The organism is Collinsella aerofaciens ATCC 25986 (assembly GCF_964237925.1).
In the GTDB taxonomy this organism is placed as follows: Bacteria; Actinomycetota; Coriobacteriia; order Coriobacteriales; family Coriobacteriaceae; genus Collinsella; species Collinsella aerofaciens_BJ.
This window is the reverse complement of record NZ_CAXSKI010000003.1, coordinates 1-23,062: the sequence shown is the minus strand read 5'-3', so window position 1 is coordinate 23,062 and position 23,062 is coordinate 1. Positions and strand designations below refer to the sequence as shown.

The window sequence follows — 23,062 nt, the reverse complement described above, 5'->3', positions numbered from 1 at the left end:
TGAGCGGAGCGGCAAGTGATGCGCTGCGGGTATAATGGACAGCATTCAAACGGTGGGCACCGACGTGCCCGCAGGAGAGGAATGATCATGGGTAAGACTTTCAGCTTTGTCTCCGGCGCACTTTTTGGTGCCGCTGCCGGCGCTATTGTCGGCGTTGCTCTGGCCCCGCGTTCGGGCGCCGAGACCCGCGCCATGGCTGCCGATATCGCCAACGACGCCTGGGACAATATGCGCGACACCTACGAGCACAGCGCCGAGGAGGCCCGTGCTGCGGTGAATGACTTTGGCCCGATGGTCGACGCCAAGACCGATGACCTGCGCGCCAAGGTCGACCTGGCCCGCGAGCGCATGGACCAGCTGCGCGAGCAGCTCAACGACGCCATTTCGGGCGGCAACGTGACGCCTGCCGCCGACGTCGTGGTCGAGAACGCCGTCGAGGCTGATACCGAGGCTGCGGAGCCCTCGACCGAGGCATAATGCGCGCCGGGGATTTTGTCGGCGCCAAGATCTATCGCAAGCCTACCGAGGACAAGCGCACCAAAAAGGACGGCACGCCGCGCAGCCCTAAAAAGCTCGGAAAGATTCACTTTCCGGTCTTTACCCCGGGCGGTACGCGCGTGGTCGGCTTTATGGTCCGCCAGTCCGATATCGCGGGCATGATCGAGCGTCCCGACCGATTCGTAGCGCTCGACGCCATTGGTGTCTACGAGGGCGCCATTGCGGTCAATGACGTCAAGGACACGTACGATGCCGCCGCCGCCAAGCGCCTCGACATCAACCTGGACGATTGCATCATCTGGGTCGGTATGGACGTGCGCACGGAATCGGGCGACGTCGTGGGCTATTGCTCGGATGTGGAGTTCAAGCCGCGTTCGGGCATCGTGCAGGCATTCTATGTGACCGCCGGTGCTGCTTCGAGTGTTTTGGTTGGTGACACGCAGGTGCCGCCGACGATGCTGCGCGGCTACGAGAACGGCGCGATGGTCGTCTCGGACGAGGTCAAGTCGCTCGGGTATTCGGGCGGTGCGGCTGCCAAGGCCGCCGAGGCCAGCGTCGTGGTGGGCGACAAGGTCAAAAAGGGCGCCAAGGTGCTCGACGACAAGGGATCGGTTGCCGTGGACAAGGGCAGTCGCGCACTGGGCAAGCAGCTCGGCAAGACGCGCGGCATGTTCAAGGCCTTTAAGGACGAATACCAAAAGGCGAGCGGAGGCTCGTCAAAAGCTACAAAATAGCGACGTACCAAATGATGGGAGGCAAGCCGGAGACCTGTTGCTCCGGCTTGCTGTGTTTATGGGGGAGGGCATATGCGCCAAAACGGATCCAACTTAAACGGGCGTTCGGGTGCGCGTCCGACGGCGCGCCGCGACCTGGGGCAGCTGCCCAGCGGTCAGCGCCGCCGTCACCGTAAGCCCGGCGCGATGTATCTCAACCATAGCCGCGGCTTTAGCGACCGCAGCGCTCGCATCGGCAACAGCCGCACACCCCGTCGTTCGTCTCGCCTGCCCTATGCGCTCATCGCCGTGGGTTGCGCACTCGTGCTGTTTATCGCTGCCGTCGTGGGCTACGTCAACCGCAGCGTGGACGTGGAGCTCAACGGCCAGAAGACCGCAGTGCGCGTCGGCTCTACGCTACAAAACCTCATCGACGACCAGGAGTTGACTGACACCTACGACGCAGGCGACCTGCTGGCCGTCGATGACAGCGTGCTCAAGCGCCATGGGGGCGAAAAGCTGTCGGTGAAGGTCGACGGCAAGCGCGTGAAGCAGGGCAAATGGGATAGCCGCGAACTTGAGGGCGGCGAGAAGGTGACGGTCAAGGATGGCCGTAACATCTACGAGAAGCACGAGGTTCAGGCTACGGTTATCGAGCCCAAGCTCAAGGTCGAGGGTACGGGCGCTATCGAGTATGTGCAGACGTGGGGTGTCCAGGGCCGCTCCGAGGTGTGGGTTGGTGAGCAGTCGGGCAAGACGCAGGACCGCGGCGAGGTTGTGCCCGCCACCGATTGCGTCGTTGCGTGCGCCAGCGTGGCGCCCAAGGGCAACAAAAAGTACGTGGCGCTGACGTTTGACGAGGGTCCGAGCGGCGCCACCAAGCAGATCCTGCAGGTGCTCAAGGAAAAGGGCGTCACCGCGACGTTCTTCCTTTCGGGCGATGCGGTCGAGGCCTCGCCTGCCACGGCCAAGGCGATTGTCGATGCCGGGTGCGAGATCGGATCCAACAGCTACAGCGACGATTCGCTCAAGGGTCGGGACCGTGAGGCGGTACGCGAACAGATCACGAAAGGCACCGATGCGATTAAGTCGGCGACCGGCGTGAAGACGATGCTGCTGCGTGCTCCCTACGCTGCCTTTGACGAGCAAAACTGGATTGATGCGAGGGACCTGGTCTCCGCCGTGGTCTCGTGGAATATTGACTCGGGCGACTGGCTGCTCAACGGTGCCGACGAGCAGGTCTCGACGGTGCTCGATTCGGTGACGCCGGGCAATATCGTGCTGCTTACCGATAGAGACGAATGCGCCGAGCAGACGCTCGAGGCGCTGCCGCAGATTATCGACGGCCTCATTGCCGACGGCTACAAGATCGTGACGCTCAGCGACCTGGTCAAGACGGACACGTCGCTGAGCAAAAAGCTCACCTCGCTGACGAAGGCCGCCATGCCCAAGGACGCCGTGTTCCCCCAACTTGCCGAGGACGACGACACCACAGAGTAGTTATTGGGTAGTCGTTTAAGAACGTCCCCAACAGCTATGTCACGGATGCGTCAGCGTTTGGTATGCCTGCAATGTGCAGCGCATAAATTCGATGCCGCAGGGCGATGCTGATGCTATAGTTACTGCGGTTAATGAGGGTCAAGAGAAAGGTTACAGGTGAAATCCAAACCTCGACCATACAGTCGATGACCCCATGCAGGTGCTATTTGCGCATGCACGGGGTGTAAGCGTCGAGCGGCGTGCCGCCCGCGCATGCGTATACATATCCAGAAGCCCCCGGACGCCGCACGCGCGGTCGCGTCCGGAGGAATAATGATGGGGAGCACCATTGAATTATCTGAGTGAGATGCTCAAATTGCCGGTCTTGGACGTCGACGGCGAAAAGCTCGGCGTTGTGAACGATTTTGGCATTGCTACCGGCGAAGTTTTTCCACACGTGACGTCGCTCGCGTTCCGCGGCCCCGGCAAGACGCCGTTTATGATCAGCTGGCGCAAATGGGTCGACCGTATCGACGAGACGGGCGTACACCTTAAGTCGCCGGCCACCGAAATCCGTTTTTCGTACCTGCAGCCGACCGAACTCTTGCTTGCCCGCGACGTGCTCAACAAGCAGATTGTCGACACGCAGGGCATGAAGGTCGTGCGCGTCAACGACATCAAGTTTTCCATGTCGGGCGAAAACCAGCTGCGCCTGCTGGGCGCCGAGGTCGGCGCCCGCGGTCTGCTGCGCGCCATCAGCCCCGCGCTCGAGCATATCGTCGAAGGCTTTATGAAGCACCTGGGCAAGCCGCTCAGTGAGGACATCATCGCTTGGTCCTACATGGACCTGCTCGACCGCTCGACCAAGAACATTCAACTCTCGGTGTCGCACAAGACGCTCGGCGAGCTGCACCCTGCCGATATCGCCGACATTATCGAGCAGCTCGACCCGCGCCTACGTGCGCAGGTGTTTGCGCAGCTCGATACTGCCCAGGCCGCCGAGGCCATCTCGGAGTTCGATGACGACGAGCTTATGACCGAGATGCTCGAGGGCCTGTCCGACACGGACGCATCGTCGATGCTGGCCATGATGGACCCGGACGATGCAGCCGACCTGATCGACGAGCTCGATTACGAGAAGGCCGAGAAGCTCCTGCGCCTGATGGGCGTCAAGGAGGAGAAGGCGATTCGTAACCTGCTGGGGTATGAGGACAACACCGCCGGCCGCATCATGACCTCGGAGTTTGTCTCCCTGCCCGCCACGGCAACGGTCGGTGACGCCATCGAGGCGATTCGCGAGCTCGACGAGGACTTCGAGAGCGTCTACTACGTCTATACCGAGGATCCGAGCGGCATGCTGACCGGCGTGCTTTCGCTGCGCACGCTGATCGTAGCCGACCGCGACGCCACGCTGGGTCAGCTGGCCTATCGCGACCTGGTCTACGTGTCGCCCGACGAGGACCAGGAAGACGTGACGGACGAGATGACCAAGTATGACCTGGTCGCCATCCCCGTCTGCGACGAGAACCGCCACATCCTGGGTATCGTAACCTTCGACGACGCCATGGACGTTATCGCCGAGGAGCATCAGGAGGACCTGCAGATCGCCGGTGTCGGCTCGGGCGACAGCGCGTCCGACGACTCGACGAACGTGCTCAGCTGGTTCGTGCATCGCCAGTACTGGGTTGTTGTATGGGGCATCGCGTCGTGCATCATGGCGACCGTGCTGGGAACGGCGCTCGGCTCCGCGCATCTGGTGGTGTTCCCCATGTGCGCCATGCCGCTCGTGCTGCTGGCGGCCTCGCGCATGGTGTCGTTCGTCAAGAACTACTTCCTGGAGTATGACGGTCACGACGACGAGCCCAAGCCGTATCTGGGATTCTTCTTCCAGAGCACGGGCATGGGCCTGATTCTGTCGCTCGTGATCTACCTGTGCGCCCAGCTGGTGCGCACCGCCGCGTTCCCCGATGCGCCCATGTTTGAGGAGCAACTCTTTACCGGGTGTTTTAATATCGCTGCAATCATTTGCCTGGTTGGCAACATGAGCGCCGTGATTTACCTGATGGTGCTGTTCTGGCGTGACGAGCATGACCTCAACACGTCGGGCACCGCCATGAACGTTATTGCCGTCATGATCTCGTGTGTGGCGTATTGCATCGCCGCGGTGCTGCTCGCCATGTCAGTCATGGGTTAGGTGGTCGCGTGCAAAATACCAAGCAAAAGTCGGGCACCAAGCAAAAGCTGACCATCGCGGCCATCTTTGGCGCTATGGGTCCCGGTCTGCTGGCGGCGCTTTCGGGCAATGACGCCGGCGGCATTGCAACGTATTCCAGTGCGGGCGCCAGCTATGGCTACAAGATGCTCTGGATGCTTCCCGTCATGACTGTGCTGCTCATCGTGACGCAGGAGACCGCGGCGCGCTGCGGCTGCGTCACGGGCAAGGGCCTGGCATCGCTCATCCGCGAGCGTTTTGGCGTGCGCAAGAGTGTACTTGCTATGGCGGCGCTGTTGATCGCCAACACGGCTGTGACCATTTCGGAGTTTGCGGGTATCGCCAGCGGCCTTGCTCTCTTTGGCGTGCCGGCGAGCATCTCGGTGCCGTTGGTGGCGCTGCTGGTGTGGATGCTTACCATGTCGGGTAGTTTCCAGCGCATCGAGAAGATTCTGCTGCTGGTAAGCTGCGTCTTCGTGACCTATATTGTCGCCGCGTTTATGGCTGGCCCCAACTGGGGTGAGGTCGCGGTCGACCTGGTCGTGCCTAACATTCAAAATGACCCCAGCTACGTGTCGCTCGTGGTCGCAACGATCGGTACCACCATCGCGCCGTGGATGATTTTCTTGGCGCAGAACAACGTGGTCGATAAGAACGCGGGCGAGGACGACATCGTGCTGCAGCGTATCGATACCGTGAGCGGCTCGATCGCTGCTGATATCATTGCGGGCTTCATTATCATCACGACCGGTACGGTGCTGTTCCCGGCGGGTATTCAGATTAGCGATGCCGCCGATGCCGCCCGCGCGCTGGAGCCTATTGCGGGTCAGTGGTCCACGGTACTGTTTGCCTCGGGCCTGGTCGCGGCGAGCTTCTTGGCCGCCTGCGTGCTGCCGGGCGTTACGTCGAGCGCTATCTGCGAGGCATTTGGCTGGGAGCGCGGTGCCGACCGCAGCTGGGACGAGGCCCCGGTTTACCGCGGCATCATTACGGCCATCATCGGTATCTCTGCCGTGCTGGTGCTTATGCCCGGCGTCGATCTGTTCCAGATTATGATGACCTCACAGGTCATCAATGGCGTGCTACTGCCCGTGGTTCTGGTGTTCCAGGTGGTTATCGCCGCCGACCGTCACATCATGGGTGCCAACCGCAATGGCCGCGTGTGGAACGTGCTCACTTGGGCGACTATCGCCGTGATTACGGTGCTCACGGTCGTCATGTTTGTGCTGCAAGCGATGGGCTACAGCGCTTAACGCCCACTTTTGCTTCCGAACAGGCCGCAGCGATGGGCTGCGGCCTGTTTTTTGTCTGCTATAGGGCGTTAGTTATATGGCGGTGGGCAAAAAATGCCAAATATGAGTACTGTTGCTAAGTGAATAGCATTTACATCCAAAAAGATAATGAACATAACCTATAGTATGTTCATTAAAATTGGCTTCAATACGCCTTAAACCAGTCAGGTTGGCTGCTTTAGGGGGCTGTAGGGGTCGCCCGAGCGTCATTTTGGGTGGTTTTTCCTGCTACTAAAATGGTAACAGTACTCATATTTGCCCTTTTTTGCCCACAGACCTTTGAGGGTGCGGCGAAAAGGGCTTGTTTTGTTTGTTTGGGGCAGGCACGAGGCGCGGAAACGATGTCTGGAGCGACGGAGCGGCCTGGAATTCATCCGTAGAGGTCTTCATTGGCTGCGCCAGGAGTGTCCCTAACTGCCGGAGGGGGTGTCTGCCGTGGCAGACACCCCCTCCGGATGTGGGAAGTTTGCGCTGCAGGTTACTTGTCGGTGCCCAACTTGTGCGGCTTGAGAGCGAGCGCATTGACGAGCGCGTCGGTGGCAGACTTGACGGCTGCCGGCTGCGGATCGTTGACGTGATCCTCGGGATGCACGGGCAGGTCCTTCTTGACTGCGTCGTGGATCAAGTTGAGGTACTCAGTCACGCCAGTGGTCGATAGGTGCGTGCCATCGCCATCGAACAGGTCGTTGCGGTTGGCGCTGTATCCGTACCAGTCGATAACGCGCACGTTCTTGTAGCGCGTAACGGCGTTAGCGATGGCCTGGTTGGTAGAGCCAACCCACGGCTGCGGACTGCGCGTGTTCACAAACACCACAATACGCTTATCTCCTGCATCGGCCATGATGGCGTCGATTTGGTCGTCGGTTACCAAGCCGTTGGTGCCCAGCGCAAAGACCACGATCTTGCCGGCAAGGTTCTGTTGAAGATAGCCCTCAAATGTCGCACGGCCCGCATCGAACTGGCGGCCCTTTTCGGCATCGATATGGCTGTGCGGGAACACGCCGTCAAAGGTGTCCACGGCACGCAGCGACACGGAGTCACCGATCATCAACAGGTCGTAGGAGCCGTCGGGGAAGCCGTCGTTGTCCTTGTCGGTGTCGTCGGCCGCCTGCTGGTCGGTGGGTGCGGCGTTCTTGGCTTCCTTGTTCAGAACTTCGGCGCCCTCGCCGCTCAGCGCAGACGTCTCGGGCACAAAGATCAGGCCGCCCAGTGCAACGACCAACACGACAGCGCAGGCTGCGCAGGCAGGGACGTGCGCGCGCACCCAGTTGGCGGGCGTGGCGGTGCCGTCGCGGAACTCGGATACGGTGCGCCCAAAGGCGCCCTTTCTAAACGGCGTCTCGATAAAGCGATATGAGCATTCGGCCACGGCGACCACCAACAGCACCTGCAAAATGTACTGCCACCACGGTGTATCGTTGATGTTGGCGACCGGGTTCATGAGCAACAGCAGGGGATAGTGCCACAGGTAGATGCTGTACGAGCGCTTGCCAACCCACACGAGCGGCTCGGCGGACAGCGCGCGGGCAACCATTCCCTGGGGCTGCACGCAGGCCGCGATGACCATGAGCGTGAGGATCGAGCACAGCAGCGTGCCTCCGCGATACTGGAAGGCGGTGTAGCCGTTGGTGAGCGCGACCATGGCGGCAAGGCCAACCAGACCCACGACGCCCAATACATCGATGGATGCGGGCGAGGACCAAAAACGCACGAGGGCGCTCGGCTGTGCCGGTGCGGTCTCGGCTGCTTCGTCGGCCTTCTCGCCAGGCTTGTCCTCGGCGTTCTTGCCGTGCTTGGCGGCGCCAGCCAGGCGATTGAGCCCCAGACGACGAGCGAGACGCACCGGAGCCAGGTCGCGGTCGGGGATAAAGGCCATCCAGGCACCCAGCAGCAGCGAGAAGACGCGGGTGTCGGTGCCGTAGTACACGCGGCTGGGGTCGGTGGCGGGATTGTAGAGCACCATCATGGCGATGGCGGAGACAGCAGCCAGGCCCAGAACCACGCGGCGCGTGTTGGGCTTGCTCACATGCATGGATACCATGGCAAACAGCAGTGGCGGCCAAATCAGGTAGAACTGTTCCTCGATGGCAAGCGACCAAAAGTGCGTGAGCGGCGAGGGGTCGCCCAGAGCATTGAAGTACGAGACGTTTTGGGCAATCTGCCACCAGTTGTTGAAGAACAACAGCGACGGCAGGATGTCGGGACGCATCTTGGTGAGCATCACGTGGTTGAAGACGGTGCACAGCGCACAGGTCACCACCACGACGGTCACCACGGCGGGGACCAGGCGACGGATGCGGCGGATCCAGAAGCTCTTGAGGTCGATGCGGCCGGTCTTAGCGACTTCGTTGAGCAGCAAGCGCGTGATCAGATAGCCCGAAAGCACAAAGAAGATCGTGACGCCGAGCAGGCCGCCCTGAGCCCACGTGAGGTTAAGGTGATAGAGCACCACCGCGACGACGGCGAGCGTACGCAGGCCGTCGAGTGCAGGGATGTAGCGGGACTTGGGGCGAGCAGGCGTCTGCTCCGCGGCGGGAGTGTTGGCGCGGCCCGCGTTGTTGGCAGAAGCGCGATGGGGGCTCGCGGTGCGTCGCGGTTCGTTAGCACGGCGTTCGCCCTTCACGCGTTCGTGCGGCGCTGGCTCGTTGCCCGTGCGGCGTCGACCGCGCGAGCCCGATTGCGAGAGTTGTTCCATAAAACATCATCCAATGACGAGAATAATCAGCACGCCTTCATTGTAGCTGCCTGCTCCTGTGAATGCTTGCTGCTGGCGCAAGCTCAAGCGCGCGTTCACATCAAAGTGAACTAAAGTTATAGAGGTGCGAGAGCACACGATTGACGGCCGACAGCGGGTGCAGAGCCCGCGGACGAGGAGGTTTCCATGGCAGATCGCGGCATCGTTGCGGTGTTCGGCAGCATGAACATGGACCTTTCGGTGGCGTGCGAGCGCATACCGCGTGCGGGCGAGACCGTCGGCGGCAGCGGGTTTATCACCAACGCCGGAGGCAAGGGCGCCAATCAGGCCGTAGCTGCCGCGCGTATGGGCGCGTGCACGCACATGATCGGCGCGGTCGGTCGCGATGCGTTCGGCGCGTCGCTCGTGGTGGGGCTCCAAGACGCCGGCGTGGACTGTGACTTTGTAGTGCATCGCGATGACGTGGAGACGGGAACGGCGACCATCATTCGCTGCGAGGGCGACAACCGCATCATACTGTCACCGGGCGCCAACCATGCGCTTGCGGGCGCGGACGTTGCCTGCGCGCTGAGGCGTCTGGTGGCCCATGAGCTCGACGGCGGCGCCAGCGAGATTGCCCCGGCTGCCGGAAGCGTCTTTATCGCCCAGGGCGAATGCGACCTTGCGGCGACGGCCGAGGCGCTTGTTTGCGCTCACGAGCTGGGGTTCTATACGGTCTTTAATCCAGCGCCCGCCTGCGAGCTGCCTGCGGAGGTCTGGCCTGCGGTCGACCTGGTCTGTCCCAACGAGACCGAGTGCCAGGTGCTGACGGGCATTCTGCCCACGGATGACGCGAGTTGCGTCACCGCGCTCAATGCGCTGCTCGACAAGGGCGCCGGCGCCGCGGTCATCACGCTGGGCGGTGCCGGCTCGGTTATGCTCGGCGATGGCGGTGAGCTGCTGCGCATGCCGGCACTTTCGAGTACGGTAGTCGATACCACGGCCGCCGGCGATACGTTTATCGGCGCGTTGGCGGCGGCTCGCCTAGAGGGCTTGCCGCTCTTTGAGTGCATGGCCGCGGGTGCTCGCGCCTCGGCAGTGACGGTGTCGCGCCTGGGCGCTCAGCAATCGATTCCCACGCGCGCCGAAGTTGAACATTGGTTTGGTTAAACGATAAAGACGGAGAAGCGGAGTAGAACAATGGCAATCAAGAAGCTGATCCTTGATCTGGATATGGGTGTGGACGATGCGATGGCGCTGGCCTATGCCATCGCGAGCCCCGAGGTGGAGCTCGTGGGCATCACCACGTGCTTTGGCAACGTGCGCGTCGAGCAATCGGCGCACAATTGCCTGGCGGTGCTCGATCTGCTGGGTCGTCCCGAGGTGCCGGTGTACCTGGGCGCCGACCGTCCTCTGCAGGCGACTGAGCCTTATACGCCGCCGGCGTCCACCGCGCTCATTCACGGCAAGAACGGCATCGGCGACGCGAGCGTGCCCGCGTCGCCCTACGAGCCGGTGGGGGCGACCTCGGCCGACGGCAACGCCGCGGTCGATTATCTGATCGATGCCGCGCGCACCTATGGTCCCGATCTGGTCTACGTGGCGACTGGCCCGCTCTCCAACCTGGCGCTCGCCCTGGAGCGCGATGCGGCAGCGATGATGTCCATCGGCCGCGTGGTCGTGATGGGCGGCGCCCTTACCGTGCCCGGCAACGTGAGCGCGGGTGCCGAGGCCAATATGGCGAGCGACCCCGAGGCAGCCGACGCGGTGCTGCGCTCGGGCCGTAAGCTCACCATGGTGGGTCTGGACGTGACGCATCGCGTGGTGCTTACACGCCGCGACATTGCCGGCTGGACGGGCTCGGGCACTATGGTGGGCTGCGCATTTGCGAGCATGGTCGAGCACTACATTGGCTCGTACGAGATGAACGCACCCTACCTGGGTGGTTGTGCGCTGCACGATCCGCTGGCCGTTGCCGTGGCGATCGACCCCACGCTCGTAGGTGCGCTCGGCTGCAACCTGCGTGTTGATCTGCTGGGCGAGTACCGCGGTCGCACCATCTGCGATGAGCGTCGCCTGTCCGATCCGGACAAGAGCGCGCTTGTGGCACTGACCGTGGATGCTCCGCGCTTCCTGTCCGAGTTCAAGACGCGTATGGCCCGCGTCCTGGGCTAAGTTGTCTTTTTGGGACGGGGCTTTTTTGACTGTTATGATTGGTGCGACCATTCGAACCAGCTAAAAGAGCCCGTCCCAAATTGACTACCGAGAGGATCTGCCATGGAGCGCATTGCGAGCTTTTCCGTTGACCATCTGTTGCTTGAGCCCGGCGTGTATGTGAGCCGCATCGACCGCGATCCGGCGACCGGGGCCGCCGTCACCACCTTTGACCTGCGCCTGACCACGCCCAACAAGGAGCCGGTCATGAACACGGCCGAGTGCCACACCATCGAGCACCTGGGCGCGACGTTCCTTCGCAATCATGCCGAGTGGTCGGGCCGCATTGTCTACTTTGGCCCCATGGGCTGCCGCACGGGCTTTTACCTCGTCGTATTTGGCGAGGTGACGAGCGAGGAGATCCTGCCGCTCGTGCGTGAGCTGTTCGAGTTTGTCGCCGACTTTGAGGGCGATGTCCCCGGTGCCGCTCCCGAGGAGTGCGGCAACTACCTGGACCAGAACCTTCCCATGGCTAACTGGCTCGCGCGCCGCTACCTCGACCGCGACCTGGCCGATATCGACGAGAAGCACCTGCACTATCAGCAGGCATAAGGGCTTTATCGTCCAAAACGCGCGCATTGGGCGCCTTCGCTTATGCGGGGGCGCCTTTTTGTTGATTGGTCGGGGCGAGCGTTCAAAATCGCTCATGTTTGTTCTAGAATGTTCGTATAGTCACATTTACGAACAGGAGTGAACATGCATATCTACTCTGTCAACGATCCCGAGTTCAAGTCCTATGGCAACGTTTGGGATAACGTTCCGTCCGAGCTTACGTCGCCCGTGCTCGAGGCGCTCTCTGCCACGCCCATTCCCGAGGGCAGCAAGTACGTTGCAAGTGCGCCGGAGCTCGAGGACGTCAAGGATGCCGATAAACTGGGCTTTCTCATGTTTGGCGGCCGTCCCTTCCAACTGGGCTGGTGCAACGGCCACAACACGCAGCTCAACTGCCTGGAGTATCACCGCGCCAGCGAGTTTAACCTGGGCGCCCGCGATTTTATTCTGCTCGTGGCGCATCGCTGGGAGATCGAGGATGGCAAGCTCGACACCGCATGCGTCAAGGCGTTCCGCGTGCCGGCGGGTACGGTCGTCGAAGTCTTCAACACCACGCTCCACTACACGCCGTGCATGGTCGACGACGGTGGCTTCCAGGTGATGGTGGCGCTGCCCGCCGGCACCAACGGCCCGCGCCCCGAGGTCGCGGCCGATATGCCTGCTGCCGGCGACAGCTACTGCTACTGGAAGGCCGACAAGTGGGTCCTCTGCCACGCCGACAGCCCCAAGGCAGCCGAAGGCGGCTACGTAGGCCTCATCGGCAAAAATCTCGACATCACCGTGGACTAGCGCATCGCCCCAAACCACCACAAAGGTGCCTGTCTCCTTTGCGGTGGTTTGGGGCGGGCAGATATCGGGAAGTGCCAGACGGGGGAGGCTGCCGGGCGCCTTGCCGTCTGCGGATTTTGGGACATGCGGCCCGCTTTTTCGACCCATCTGTCGGTACACTAAAAGCACTATGGGTACCCGCGAGCGACATATCGGCAACGCGGCCGCCCGATTCGCACCCGTGGCGGATCCCAGGGGCGGCAGGCTCTTCGCCATGCCGCGATTCCTTGTTGGCATAACCCATCAGGTGTACCGCCACCGCGTCTTTGCTATCGCCGGTGTCATCACCGCGATGTTCCTCATGCTTTTGGCAGTCTTGCCGGCGCTGTTCGCCTTCGACCCCAAACTTTCTAACGCCGTGCCCGCCTATAGCGAGGTGTCCGAAGAGGTCGTGGATGCGCTCGTCCATTCGAGCTCTCTGCCGTTGCTTGTTGCCGCAATTGCATTTTCGATCTGGGGCGTATCGGTCTATCTGCGCTGTTTGGACTATGTGTTGCGCCGCCGTCTTGTTGCCGTCGCCACCATCTGCGCCCTGTGGATGATCGAAGTCATTCTCAAGTACAAGTCGTTCACGCCGTTCTATGCCACCGTGCTGTGGTACCTGTACTACGTGCCCATGACGCTCATTCCGCTGCTCTACCAGTTGTGTGGTCTGCGCCTTGCGGGCCTGGAGCAACACCGCCTGGGTCGCCGCTACTGCGCTGCGCTGTGGATTATGGCTATCCTGCTTATCGGATTTGTGCTCACCAACGATTTTCACCAGCAGGTCTTTCGCTTTGACCGCACAAGCGACACCTGGAGCAACGATTACACGTACGGCTGGGGTTATTTCGCCGTGCTCGTGTGGACGGCTTTTGACTTCGTGGCCTTTTTTGTCCTGGTTGGTCGGTCCTCGTCCTTTCGCGTCCAGCGTTTCTCGGGCACGGCGGCGCTCGTACTGCTGGGTGGCGCATTCTTTGCCATCTCGTATGCTCTGCGCGTGCCTTGGGCATGGAGGCTCAACTTTTCGCTCGTCTATTGCGTCCTGTGCGTGGTGGCGATGGAAATCTGTCTCGATTGCGGTGTCATTCCGTCGTATCACGACATCGCCGGCATCTTCGACACCTTGCCGCTTGACCTCAAAGTTCTAACGCGCGACCTGCAGGAGGTCTATGCCACGCCGGTGTCGAAGCCAATGCCGGCGGACGTGTGCGAAGAGCTGCGAGCCCAGGAACACGGGCATGTCCATGCCTTTGCCGTGGAGTCCAATCCCGATGTAATGTACCGAGCCTTTCCACTGCTGGGCGGATCGGCCCTGCTTGCCCAAGACGTGTCGGATCTCAACGAGCTTAACCGTGAACTGGCACACCGTCGCATGGAGCTGCAGCGTCAAAACGAGCTGCTCGCTGCCGACTACGACCTTAAGACGCACCTGGCAGATCAAGAGGCCGAGACCTTGCTGGTCCAAGACGTGGACCAGGCGCTTGCCCGCGCGCTCGAAGGGATGTATGACCTGCTGAGCTCGCTGCCGCCGTTGACCGACGAGGCGTCTTCGCACGAGCGTTACCGCATGCTGCAGCGCGCCAAGATGCTCGTCGCCTATTGCAAGCGCAAAGGGTCGCTCACGTTGGCACAGCACGGGGAGAGCGGTTTTGATCGCGACCGCATTCAGCTCATTGCCAACGAGCTCGCAAGCGACCTGCGCACCATCGATATCGATTGCGCTTCGATTATCGCCATACGGCGCCCGATGCACGCCAGTACGGTAAGCGCCCTGTACGACTGCGTGTATGACTTTGCGTTTTTTGCCTACACCACCGACCATCCGGCGCTTATGTATCACTTGGGCGACCATGACCGATGCAGTGTCGAGCTGCGCGCCACGCTTTTTTCCAACGATGATGAAGATCTTTCGCAGACGCCCGCCGCGCAAGAGCTCGAAAGCGCTCTGCAAGGGCGCAACGTGGCATACCGCCTTGAGGGCGAGCCCGGCCAGCTGCGCATGATCGTCTTGATGCCGCGGGCGGGTGAATGACGATGCAGATTTCGCTCATCCTTCCCCAAATCGTTGCGCTCGATGTTGTCTTTGCCCTGGCTGCGTGTCTGCAGACGATCCACGTCCCGCTCATCGCATCGCGCCGCTCGTCCTATAACCGTAAGGTGGTTTGTGCCTACGAGGCGAGCCTTGTGCTTCACCTAGTTATTTCGGCGCTCATCTTGTTCGCGTCGTCTGGCTCATATCTGGTGGCGCCGCTTGACGTTTGCGCCAGGGCAATGGGCAGAGCGTTGTGGCTCAATGCCGTGATCTTTGCCTACGGCGTGGTGCTTATGGTGCGCTATCGTCGCCCCGTCATGCTGGTCGAGCTGCTGCTTGTTGTCACCGTTACGCCGCCGATGGTTTTTGCCATGGGCTCGGCGTGGACCGTTGTCCTTATCGCAGAGGGAGCGTTCTTCCTGTTCCGTTCCATCGCGGCGCTCTTGATGGATGTCCGTAACCGCCAAGAGGATATCACCATGTTCTCGACGATCGAGACCATCAACGTGATTCCCGTGGGCATCCTGTATCTGGACCCGAGGGGTCGTCCGCTGCTCATGAACCGCTGCATGCGCAAAAACCTGGTGGAGCTTCATATGCCCACCGACCTAGACGATATGAGCGGTACATGGAACGACCTGCGCAAACTCAGCATGCAAATGCCCGAAAGCAGCAGGAACCGTGTGCGGATTAATCTGGACCGCTTTGGTGAGGCGCGCGTTGTGGTCGAGGTTTCTCCCGCCGAGATTCGCTTGTTCGTGCACGATGACGTTATGGTTTCGGGCCGCCTCTTTGAGCGCATTATCGGTCTGGATGTAACAGAGTATGCGCATGCCCATGATCGCCTAGCGCAAGCCAACCACCTGCTTGAGCTTGCGGGCCAAGAGCTCCAAGCCCAGATCGAAGAAGTCAAAAAAGTTGCTGACAATGCGGCCTATCTGCGTATGCGCGCTCGCGTGCACGACGTGATCGGGCAGCGCCTATCCATTCTCCATCGTTATCTGGAGGAAGGGCGCCTGGATGACGAGTCACTCGAGCAGATCGACCCGCTGCTGCGCTCAATCGCTGCCGATCTGCGCAGTGGGGGCGACACCGAACCGACAGAGCAACTGGGCGATATCGTCCATGCCTTTGGCCTGGTGAGCGTGCAGATCGATGTGGAGGGCGAGCTGCCTGAGGACGCGCGTGTCGCCGCAGCCTTTCTGCAGATTATCCGCGAAGCCTCGACCAATGCCACCAAGCATGCACAGGCCCATCGGGTCCATGTGCGCCTGTGGCGGGAGACGTCGGAAGGCAGCGCTGTTGCGCGGATGACCGTTTCTAACGACGGCGCGCCTGCACCCGTATCGTATCGCGAGGGAACGGGTATTCCAGGTATGAGGCATGTCGCGCAAGATCTGGGCGGCTGCCTGGAAATCCATGCCGCCCCGCCCTTTACGCTTGCGGTGTCCATCCCGCTGAGCTCCAACGCCACGGTCCAAAGGAGAAGTTCATGATCCGCGTCCTTATAGTCGAAGACCAGGCCATTCTGCGCGAGAGCCTGGCACGCTCCGTTGGTGACCAGCCCGATATGACCGTCGCCGCCGCGATCGCCGATGCCTCCGAGGCCTTGGGTGTCGCGCTCAAGGAGCGCCCGGACATGATACTGATGGACGTGTGCACCGAACACGATTCAAACGGCATCGTGGCGGCGGCGCGCATCAAGGAGCAACTGCCCGAGTGTCGCATCATTATCATGACCGGCATGCCCGAGATCACCTTTGTCGATCAGGCCCGCGAGGCGGGCGTCGACAGCTTTGTGTACAAGAACGTCGGTATCGACGAGCTGTTCGCCGTGATGCGCTCCACGCTGGCGGGCTATTGCACGTTTCCCAAGCCGCCCGAGAGCATTTTTTCGGGCACGGCGACCCTCGACGATGTCGAGCTGTCGATTTTGCGCCTTGCCTGCGAGGGCAAGAGCCGCCGCGAGATCGCGGCCGAGCTGTTTATGAGCGAGGGCACCATCAAACGCCGCATCTCGGAGATTCTCAACAAGACCGGCTACGACAACATCATGCGCCTGGCCGTGCGCGCGGTAACGGAGGGCAGCATCGTTCCCAACATGGAGCGCTAGCGCTCGTTACGCATCGGCATAAAGCGACGGGGCCGCAGGATCAACTCCTGCGGCCCCGTCTGGTGTGCGCGGATGTGTCCGCCAATCCGCGGCTATCGGTGTCTGCCGTTACGCGATGGTTGCGCTGTAAGAGGCGACGTCCTCGTAGGAATCGGTCAGGTAGGCGTCGATGCCGATGGTCGTATTGACGAGGTCGTCAAGGCTGTCGAGCGTGCCGTTCGAGAACGTGAATTCCTCGGTGGCGTTGGTGCCGGGCATCAGGTGAGCCGAGAACCAGGCTTCCTTCATGGTGCCGTTGACGTTGGTCTTGCCGGTGGGGGCGTAGAAGGTCAGGTCCTTGTCGCTCTTGTTGGTGATGTTGACGACAAAGCCGATGTCGCCCCAGTCGTCCTTGAACTTCTCGGTGATGGTGATGGTGCACAGGTCGTCATCGGCGACGGTGACGGCGGGGGAGATTTCAATCTTCTGGACGTCGTCGTCTTCAACGGCCTCATCGATCTCCTCTTCCTTCTCGGCCGCCTCGCGATCCTTCTTTACCGTACCGGACAGGTCCTTGTCGGACTTGGTAAAGACAAGATTGCCGTCATCTTCTTCGAGGATGAGTTTGCCGTCCTTGAGCTTCATGTCGTGCGACTCATCTTCGGCGGTGATGGTTACGGTGGTGGCGTCCTTTGCCTCCCATTTAAGGTCGACGACTTCAAGGAACAGGTCGAGGGCGCCTGTACCGTCCTCATCGAGAATCAGGACGCAGTGGACACCCCAATCCTCGAGCATCTTCATGTACTCATCGGTCAGCTCTTCGCCATCCACGGTTCCACCCGAGAGTTCCCAGCTGCCGACGAAGTTGGCCTTGGGGTCCTTGCCGCCGCCGCTGCAGCCCGTCAGGGCAAAGGCGAGCGCCAGGACGCATGTCAGGAATGCGAGTACGGATTTTTTGAACGTTGTCTTCATGGTGTCCTCCTTTATCGAACGAAACCCATAGAAGCAAATGCGGGGGTGGCGGATCCCCCGCCAATTACCAGATAGAGGGGCTAGGGCCGGGGCGTTCCGCAGTTGCTGCAGAACTTGCCGCCGTTTTCGCTGCCGCAGTTGGGGCAGAACCACTTGGCCGGTGCCGAGGCGGGTGCGGGACTACCGCACTCGGAGCAGAACTTGCCGGTGTTGGTGGCGCCGCAGCTGCAGGTCCATGCGCCGGCCGCAGGTGCGGCGGTGGGAGCCGGTGCGGGGGCGTGAGCCGGAGCCGGCTGCGGAGCGGCCTGCTGCTGTGCCTGGCCGGCGGCGAACAGCTGGCTGGCGTTCATGCCGCCCATGCCACCTGCCATGCCCATGCCCATAAAGCCTGCCATCGCGCCGTTGGGGTTGGCGGCTGCCGCGCGCATTGCGTCGCTCTGGGCGCTGGCAATGTTGGCTGCCGCCATGGTGGGATCGCGCATGACCGCGGCTTTCTGCAGGTCCTTGATCATCTGCTCGTCTTCTTGCGAGGCGGCGATGGAGTTGACGCCAAAGCTCACGATCTCGACGCCGCGCAGGTCACGCCAGTCGGCAGAGAGGACCTCGTTGAGCGCGCGGGCGAGCTCGGTGGTGTGGCCGGGGATGGCGCTGTAGCGGATGCCCATCTCCGAGATCTTGGCAAAGGCGGGCTGCAGGGCGGTGAGCAGCTCGGACTTAAGTTGGCTGTCGATCTTGTCGCGCGTGTAGCTATCGGTCACGTTGCCGCACACGTTGGTGTAGAACAGCAGCGGGTTGGTGATACGGTACGAATACTCGCCGTTGCAGCGCACGGAGATGTCAACGTCGAGGCCAATGTTGTTGTCGACCACGCGGAAGGGCACGGGCGAGGCGGTGCCGTACTTGTTGCCGATAATCTCCTTGGTGTTGATGAAGTAGACGCGCTGGTCCTTGCCCGCATCGCCGCCAAAGGTAAAGCGGCTGCCGATATTGGCGAAGGTCTCCTTGATGGAGTCGCCCAGATTGCCGCTAAAGACGCTCGGCTCGCTGCCGGTGTCAAAGACAAACTCGCCGGGCTCCAGCGCGACCTCGATGATCTTGCCGTTTTGCACCACGAGCATGCCCTGGCCATCGTTGACGGCGATGACGGAGCCGTTTGAGATGACGTTGTCCTCGCCGCGCGTGTTGGAGCTGCGGCCACCGGTGCGCTTGACGCCCTTGCAGGCCAAGACGTCAGCGGGCATCGATTCGCAATAGATAAATTCCTTCCACTGGTCGGCCATGACGCCGCCGGCAGCTCCCAATCCAGCTTTCAAGAGTCCCATGGTGATTTTCCTTTCTCGTCAAAGGTCGGGTGGTATTGGTCAGAATGGCTAATCGTCCTTGTTGTCCTTCATGACGACCGAGGTCTCGGTATGGCTAAAGGTGTCGTGCTTCTCGGTCAGGTCGAGCTCGCCACAGTAGCAATCGGCGTGGGTGGCCTCGTTGGCCGTCTTGAGCTGGCCCACCAGCAGCACGTCTGCGATGACCACGATGATCAGCGGCGCGACGATGTTGATGAGGATGCCCTCGATATCAAAGGTGAGGTAATCCGGATCGAAGGCGTTCTCACCCATGAAGAGGATCTGGGAGAGGACAAATCCGATCACAAAGAACAGCACCGAGGCGATAGCGAGCTTGGGCTTGGAGCAAGGAAGCTCGCCGACCAAGCGGCCGGTCTGGCCGTTCATGGCAAACAGGTAGCTCTTGCCGTTCCACGAGGTGGAGAGCATCCACACGGGGAACAGGGCATAGTCGCTGTCTTCCCAGGTGTAGTCGAGCTGCTTGCTTTCGACCGTGGCATCGTCGTATTCGTCGACGACGGTCTCGCGCAGGGCCGAGATCGTGCTTTCTTCCATACGGCGCTCGGCGCGCGCCTTGCAGGTCTCGCAGTCCTCGTCGTAACGGTTGGCGATGTAGCCGGGCATATATGCGACCGAGAACGGACGCAGTGCGTCGTAGTCAAACGGCTCGATGGCGTCCATGTGGCCGTCGGGCATCTTGGACGATCCGTCGACGGGCACGCGCTTAAACGAGATATTGCCCTTGCGATAGGCATCGTAGTGGTCGGTGGTCGTGACGGTGCGGTCGGATTCCTCGGTCACGGTCTCGTTGGTCGCGTCAAAGTACACTTCGCCGTCAACGCGGGCACCGTAGAGCCAAAACGGCACGTAGACACCTTGGACCTCGTCGATGTGGCTGCCGGTGACAAAGCTCTTGGGCAGCAAGATCTTGCCCTTGTAGTGTTCCTTGAGTGCGGCCGTGACGTCATCGCGCCCGAGCTTAAATGGAATCACCAGGTCGGGCGAGAAGTCGCCCGAAAGCTGACCGGGCGCTACGGCGGAGTTGCCGCAGTACGGGCAGGTGGTGACAGCGACGGTGCCGTCGGACACGAGCTCGGCGCCGCACGACGAGCAGATGTAGCCGGCGTTTTGGGCGAGCTCCTGCACCGCGTCGTCGGCGACGGGCTTTGGCGTTGCGGCTGCGGCATCGGCTTTGGCGTCTGCCTTGTCCTGGCGCTCGCGATAGAGGGCCTCGACTTCTTCGACTTCAAAACGAGAATCGCAGTAGTCGCAGACGAGCTTTTGCTCGGCGCTTGCAAAATGCAAGGGGCCACCGCAGGCAGGGCACTGATAGTTAACGCTCTCGAAGGCCATGATCGGTCCTTTCGCTGCCGGAGGCTATGCGCCGATGGCGCCGCCGCAGTATTCGCAGCGCCCACTGGCATCGGGAATGGTGGTGGCTCCGCAGAAGGGGCAGGTGACCGCGGTCTTGGGAGCCTTGGCGGCCACGACACTGTCGCGCGTTTCCTGGCGCAGCTGCACCAGCGCATCGCGGACTTCGGTTGCCTGGCGCTTGGCCTCGCGGTATTCGATGGAGCCGCGCTGATCGATGGTGGAGTCGTTCACGCGCAGGTTGATCTCGGTAAAGTACGGCGTGTTGACGTGGATGGTCAGATTAAAGTCGTAATCCAGGTCGTAGCGCGGCGGGTTGTAGCTCTCGCGCTCGCCGTCCTTGGTCTCGCGATAGATCTCGGTGCGCTGCTCGTCGATATCCATATCGCAGCCGAGTACCTGCGAGAACTCGATGATGTCGGGATTGGCGTCGCGCCAGCGGCTCTGCGAAGTGATGATCAGCAGGCCCGCGTCCTCATCGAGCATAATATTGGTGCGCCCGGCAGAAAGCGTGCGCGTGGGGTTGAACGAAGACAGGCGCTCGGCGTTGGCCTCGCGGTAGGCGAGTTGCTCACGGATATCGTCCGCGGTGCTGGAGCGATAGCCGTGAAAGTAGGGGGAGAGCTTGCCGGCGCACTCTTTGCACAGGTAGCCTTCATTGATTTTTGTCTTACCTAGAAGTCCCAGCTCGGTACCGCAAATCGCGCACTCTTTCTTCTCGAACATCTTGTCAAAGAAGCCCATGGCTGCCTCCCATCAACTGGTAGCGTGTGTCACTTTTGATGATGGGGGAGTGCGCGATCCTTCGCGATACCCAGACGGCTCAAGGAGTCTCCACAACTGGGACACATGGCCCATTTTGACTAGTCGTTGGGGACGTTCTTCGGCCACTCATTGGGGACGTACTTAAATGAGTGGTAGTTGGAGACACTCCTGGCCGAGCTAGAGATCGCGCGCGTCCCTTCTGGTCCATGCGGCTCAAAATCGCGGCGTGATGTGGACGGCTGGGGTCGAATTGGCAGCATTTCGAGCCTGGCTTCGATATTGAGACTGGTTCTTTATTAAAATAGATTTCCAGACAATTGAGCGGCTGGGGGTTAACCATGAGGGGCATGGGAGATACAACCGTATATTTGCGTCGGGGCATTCGGGAGATTATATGCCTGGCGCTGTTCTTCTTCACGTTTTTGGCGTGCGAGTATCTTTTTGATGTGCGCATGGCCGAGTTCGTGTCTCCGAACGAGGTCGTTATTTATGAGAGCCTTGTCATCGGCGCGAGCGTGATTGGCTTTTTTTGTGCGTCCCATTCTGTACTATCGCCGTCCCCATGCTATCGACGCAACGAGTGACGTCACGGGCGTTTTGCTGGTGGCGGCATTGCTGCTGTTGATTATGGCGGTTCAGGTTGAGGTGGTAATTGCCGGCGGTTTGGTGGCGTGCTGCGCGCTGGGCTACTGCGGATCGACTGCTCATGCAAATTTTGCGAGGCGCTTTGCGCGAACGCCCTGCTTGGCGCGCGCCGCCGCACTTTCTTACGCCATGGGCGTTCTGGTGCAGGTGCTCAACCACATGGTGATGCCTGTCGGCATTCCTCAGCAGGCTGTTCTGGTCGTCTGTGCGATCGCGCAGGTGGCGTTGCTCCACGGTGCCCGACGCGCCAAGCTGCGCGACGAGTCCGATCCCAACTTTGAACCCAGTGCTGCCGGGCTTTCGGTAGATGCTCTGGAATATGGCGCCAAGTGGCATGACGATCCCGAGGCAAAGGCGGCATTCCGTCGCGCCGTAGTTCGCCTGACCGTGGCGACGGCGTATCTTTCCAGCGTATTCGCCGCTCTCAACGCGGGCTTCACGACCCTGCATGCTGTCGGAGCCGTCGATTTGGGCGATTGGCCGCGCCTGCTGCTTGTCGTGAGCTCGTTGGTCGCTGGCGCACTATTTGACCTGCACGGCCGCTCGTATATGAATATCGGCATGACATGTGCCGCCATACTGTCCACGCTTTCGTTCTTTGTGCTCATCGTCGATGGCAATGGCGGCAACGAGCTTGCTGCCACGACCATCTTTTATCTGGGCTCGGGCTTTTTCGTGGTGTTCTTTACCACATACTATGCCGCCGTCTCGCTCTATGCGCGCTGGTCATATTTTTGGCCGTGCATGGGTCGCGTCGTCAACAACGTGTGCTCGATGTTCGTGACGGCGCCGGCAGTGGCGATTATCTCGAGTCAAAATGTGCTGGCTGCGGTCGGTGCGGCGCTCGTGATGTTTGTGGGCATTGCGATTACGCTGCTGGGGCAGTTGGGGCAACGAGCCGATGATGCCGTGATGCAGGATGGCCTGCCGCTTGCCACCGACGATCTTGGTGGGGATCTTGCGCCCACATGCTCCGACCCCGAGCCCGTGGAGGCAGCGGAGCTCACGTCCGATGAACGCCTTGATGCCTTCGTCGCCACCTTTGGGCTTACAGAGCGCGAGCGCGATATTCTTGAGGTCTTGGTCGTTTCGGACCAGAGCGTTCAGGACATCGCCACAACGCTCTTTCTTTCGCGCTCCACGCTCTATCGCCACATTTCCTCGATCAACAAAAAGACCGGTACCGCCTCGCGCGTGGCCCTCATCAACTTCTTCTGGTCCTGGACACCCAAGGACTAGCTAATCTCCCAATAAGTTGCGGTGGAATAGTCCCTAAATTAAAGTCACGGGGCTTTAAACAGGAACTATTTCACCGCAACTGCTGGGGGGTGTTCCTATAGTTTTGTCAACTGGGAAATGCTCTCCGTGCGACCGAATCGCGGCATGCTGACGCCAAGCCAT

At 61.0% G+C, this 23,062-nt stretch carries 18 protein-coding genes; 13 read left to right on the top strand and 5 right to left on the bottom strand.

Annotation, left to right across the window (positions count from 1 at the left end; genetic code table 11):
• The first annotated feature begins 87 nt into the window (after positions 1-87).
• From ACESWY_RS02055 to ACESWY_RS02035, 5 genes are all read left to right on the top strand, one after another.
• Complete coding sequence (locus tag ACESWY_RS02055; RefSeq protein WP_035136593.1) at positions 88-477, top strand: YtxH domain-containing protein; 390 nt, start codon at positions 88-90, stop codon at positions 475-477.
• A complete protein-coding gene (locus ACESWY_RS02050; protein ID WP_148332907.1) occupies positions 477-1,232 on the top strand; it encodes a PRC-barrel domain-containing protein in 756 nt (251 codons plus the stop codon). The genes ACESWY_RS02055 and ACESWY_RS02050 overlap by 1 nt, the downstream gene beginning before the upstream one ends.
• A gap of 72 nt (positions 1,233-1,304) precedes the next feature.
• A complete protein-coding gene (locus ACESWY_RS02045; protein ID WP_373092756.1) occupies positions 1,305-2,711 on the top strand; it encodes a polysaccharide deacetylase family protein in 1,407 nt (468 codons plus the stop codon).
• Positions 2,712-3,039: 328 nt separating this feature from the next.
• Complete coding sequence (locus ACESWY_RS02040; RefSeq protein ID WP_373092758.1) at positions 3,040-4,884, top strand: magnesium transporter; 1,845 nt, start codon at positions 3,040-3,042, stop codon at positions 4,882-4,884.
• Between the two features lie 74 nt (positions 4,885-4,958).
• A complete protein-coding gene (locus ACESWY_RS02035; protein ID WP_117640528.1) occupies positions 4,959-6,155 on the top strand; it encodes an Nramp family divalent metal transporter in 1,197 nt (398 codons plus the stop codon).
• A 517-nt stretch (positions 6,156-6,672) separates the two neighbouring features.
• On the opposite strand, the gene ACESWY_RS02030 is transcribed toward ACESWY_RS02035, so the two are convergent.
• Complete coding sequence (locus ACESWY_RS02030; RefSeq protein WP_373092760.1) at positions 6,673-8,889, bottom strand: acyltransferase family protein; 2,217 nt, start codon at positions 8,887-8,889, stop codon at positions 6,673-6,675.
• 186 nt (positions 8,890-9,075) lie between these two features.
• Here ACESWY_RS02030 and ACESWY_RS02025 point away from each other — a divergent pair, with 186 nt between their 5' ends.
• From ACESWY_RS02025 to ACESWY_RS01995, 7 genes are all read left to right on the top strand, one after another.
• Complete coding sequence (locus tag ACESWY_RS02025) at positions 9,076-10,038, top strand: ribokinase (RefSeq protein ID WP_373092762.1); 963 nt, start codon at positions 9,076-9,078, stop codon at positions 10,036-10,038.
• A gap of 30 nt (positions 10,039-10,068) precedes the next feature.
• Positions 10,069-11,043, top strand: a complete 975-nt coding sequence (locus tag ACESWY_RS02020; RefSeq protein WP_373092764.1) for a nucleoside hydrolase — start codon at positions 10,069-10,071, stop codon at positions 11,041-11,043.
• 102 nt (positions 11,044-11,145) lie between these two features.
• Complete coding sequence (locus ACESWY_RS02015; protein WP_195521906.1) at positions 11,146-11,634, top strand: S-ribosylhomocysteine lyase; 489 nt, start codon at positions 11,146-11,148, stop codon at positions 11,632-11,634.
• Between the two features lie 144 nt (positions 11,635-11,778).
• Positions 11,779-12,423, top strand: a complete 645-nt coding sequence (locus tag ACESWY_RS02010; protein ID WP_316365001.1) for a DUF4867 family protein — start codon at positions 11,779-11,781, stop codon at positions 12,421-12,423.
• A 169-nt stretch (positions 12,424-12,592) separates the two neighbouring features.
• Positions 12,593-14,476, top strand: coding sequence for a histidine kinase N-terminal 7TM domain-containing protein (locus ACESWY_RS02005; RefSeq protein WP_373092767.1), 1,884 nt, complete (start codon positions 12,593-12,595; stop codon positions 14,474-14,476).
• Positions 14,473-15,972, top strand: coding sequence for a sensor histidine kinase (locus ACESWY_RS02000; protein WP_373092769.1), 1,500 nt, complete (start codon positions 14,473-14,475; stop codon positions 15,970-15,972). The genes ACESWY_RS02005 and ACESWY_RS02000 overlap by 4 nt, the downstream gene beginning before the upstream one ends.
• Positions 15,969-16,589: a response regulator transcription factor gene (locus tag ACESWY_RS01995; protein ID WP_373092771.1), complete on the top strand. Its 621-nt coding sequence runs from the start codon at positions 15,969-15,971 to the stop codon at positions 16,587-16,589. The genes ACESWY_RS02000 and ACESWY_RS01995 overlap by 4 nt, the downstream gene beginning before the upstream one ends.
• 108 nt (positions 16,590-16,697) lie before the next feature.
• On the opposite strand, the gene ACESWY_RS01990 is transcribed toward ACESWY_RS01995, so the two are convergent.
• From ACESWY_RS01990 to ACESWY_RS01975, 4 genes are all read right to left on the bottom strand, one after another.
• A complete protein-coding gene (locus ACESWY_RS01990) occupies positions 16,698-17,540 on the bottom strand; it encodes a hypothetical protein (protein WP_373092773.1) in 843 nt (280 codons plus the stop codon).
• 80 nt (positions 17,541-17,620) lie between these two features.
• Positions 17,621-18,862 (bottom strand): SPFH domain-containing protein, encoded by a 1,242-nt coding sequence (locus ACESWY_RS01985; protein ID WP_373092775.1) that lies wholly within the window; start codon positions 18,860-18,862, stop codon positions 17,621-17,623.
• A 48-nt stretch (positions 18,863-18,910) separates the two neighbouring features.
• Entirely contained in the window at positions 18,911-20,233 is a 1,323-nt protein-coding gene (locus ACESWY_RS01980; RefSeq protein WP_368152454.1) for a hypothetical protein, read from the bottom strand.
• Positions 20,234-20,257: 24 nt separating this feature from the next.
• Entirely contained in the window at positions 20,258-20,995 is a 738-nt protein-coding gene (locus ACESWY_RS01975) for a DUF4428 domain-containing protein (protein WP_055310636.1), read from the bottom strand.
• A gap of 540 nt (positions 20,996-21,535) precedes the next feature.
• Here ACESWY_RS01975 and ACESWY_RS01970 point away from each other — a divergent pair.
• On the top strand, positions 21,536-22,900 hold the full coding sequence (locus ACESWY_RS01970; RefSeq protein ID WP_373092778.1) for a helix-turn-helix transcriptional regulator: 1,365 nt from the start codon (positions 21,536-21,538) through the stop codon (positions 22,898-22,900).
• The last annotated feature ends 162 nt before the right edge of the window (positions 22,901-23,062 follow it).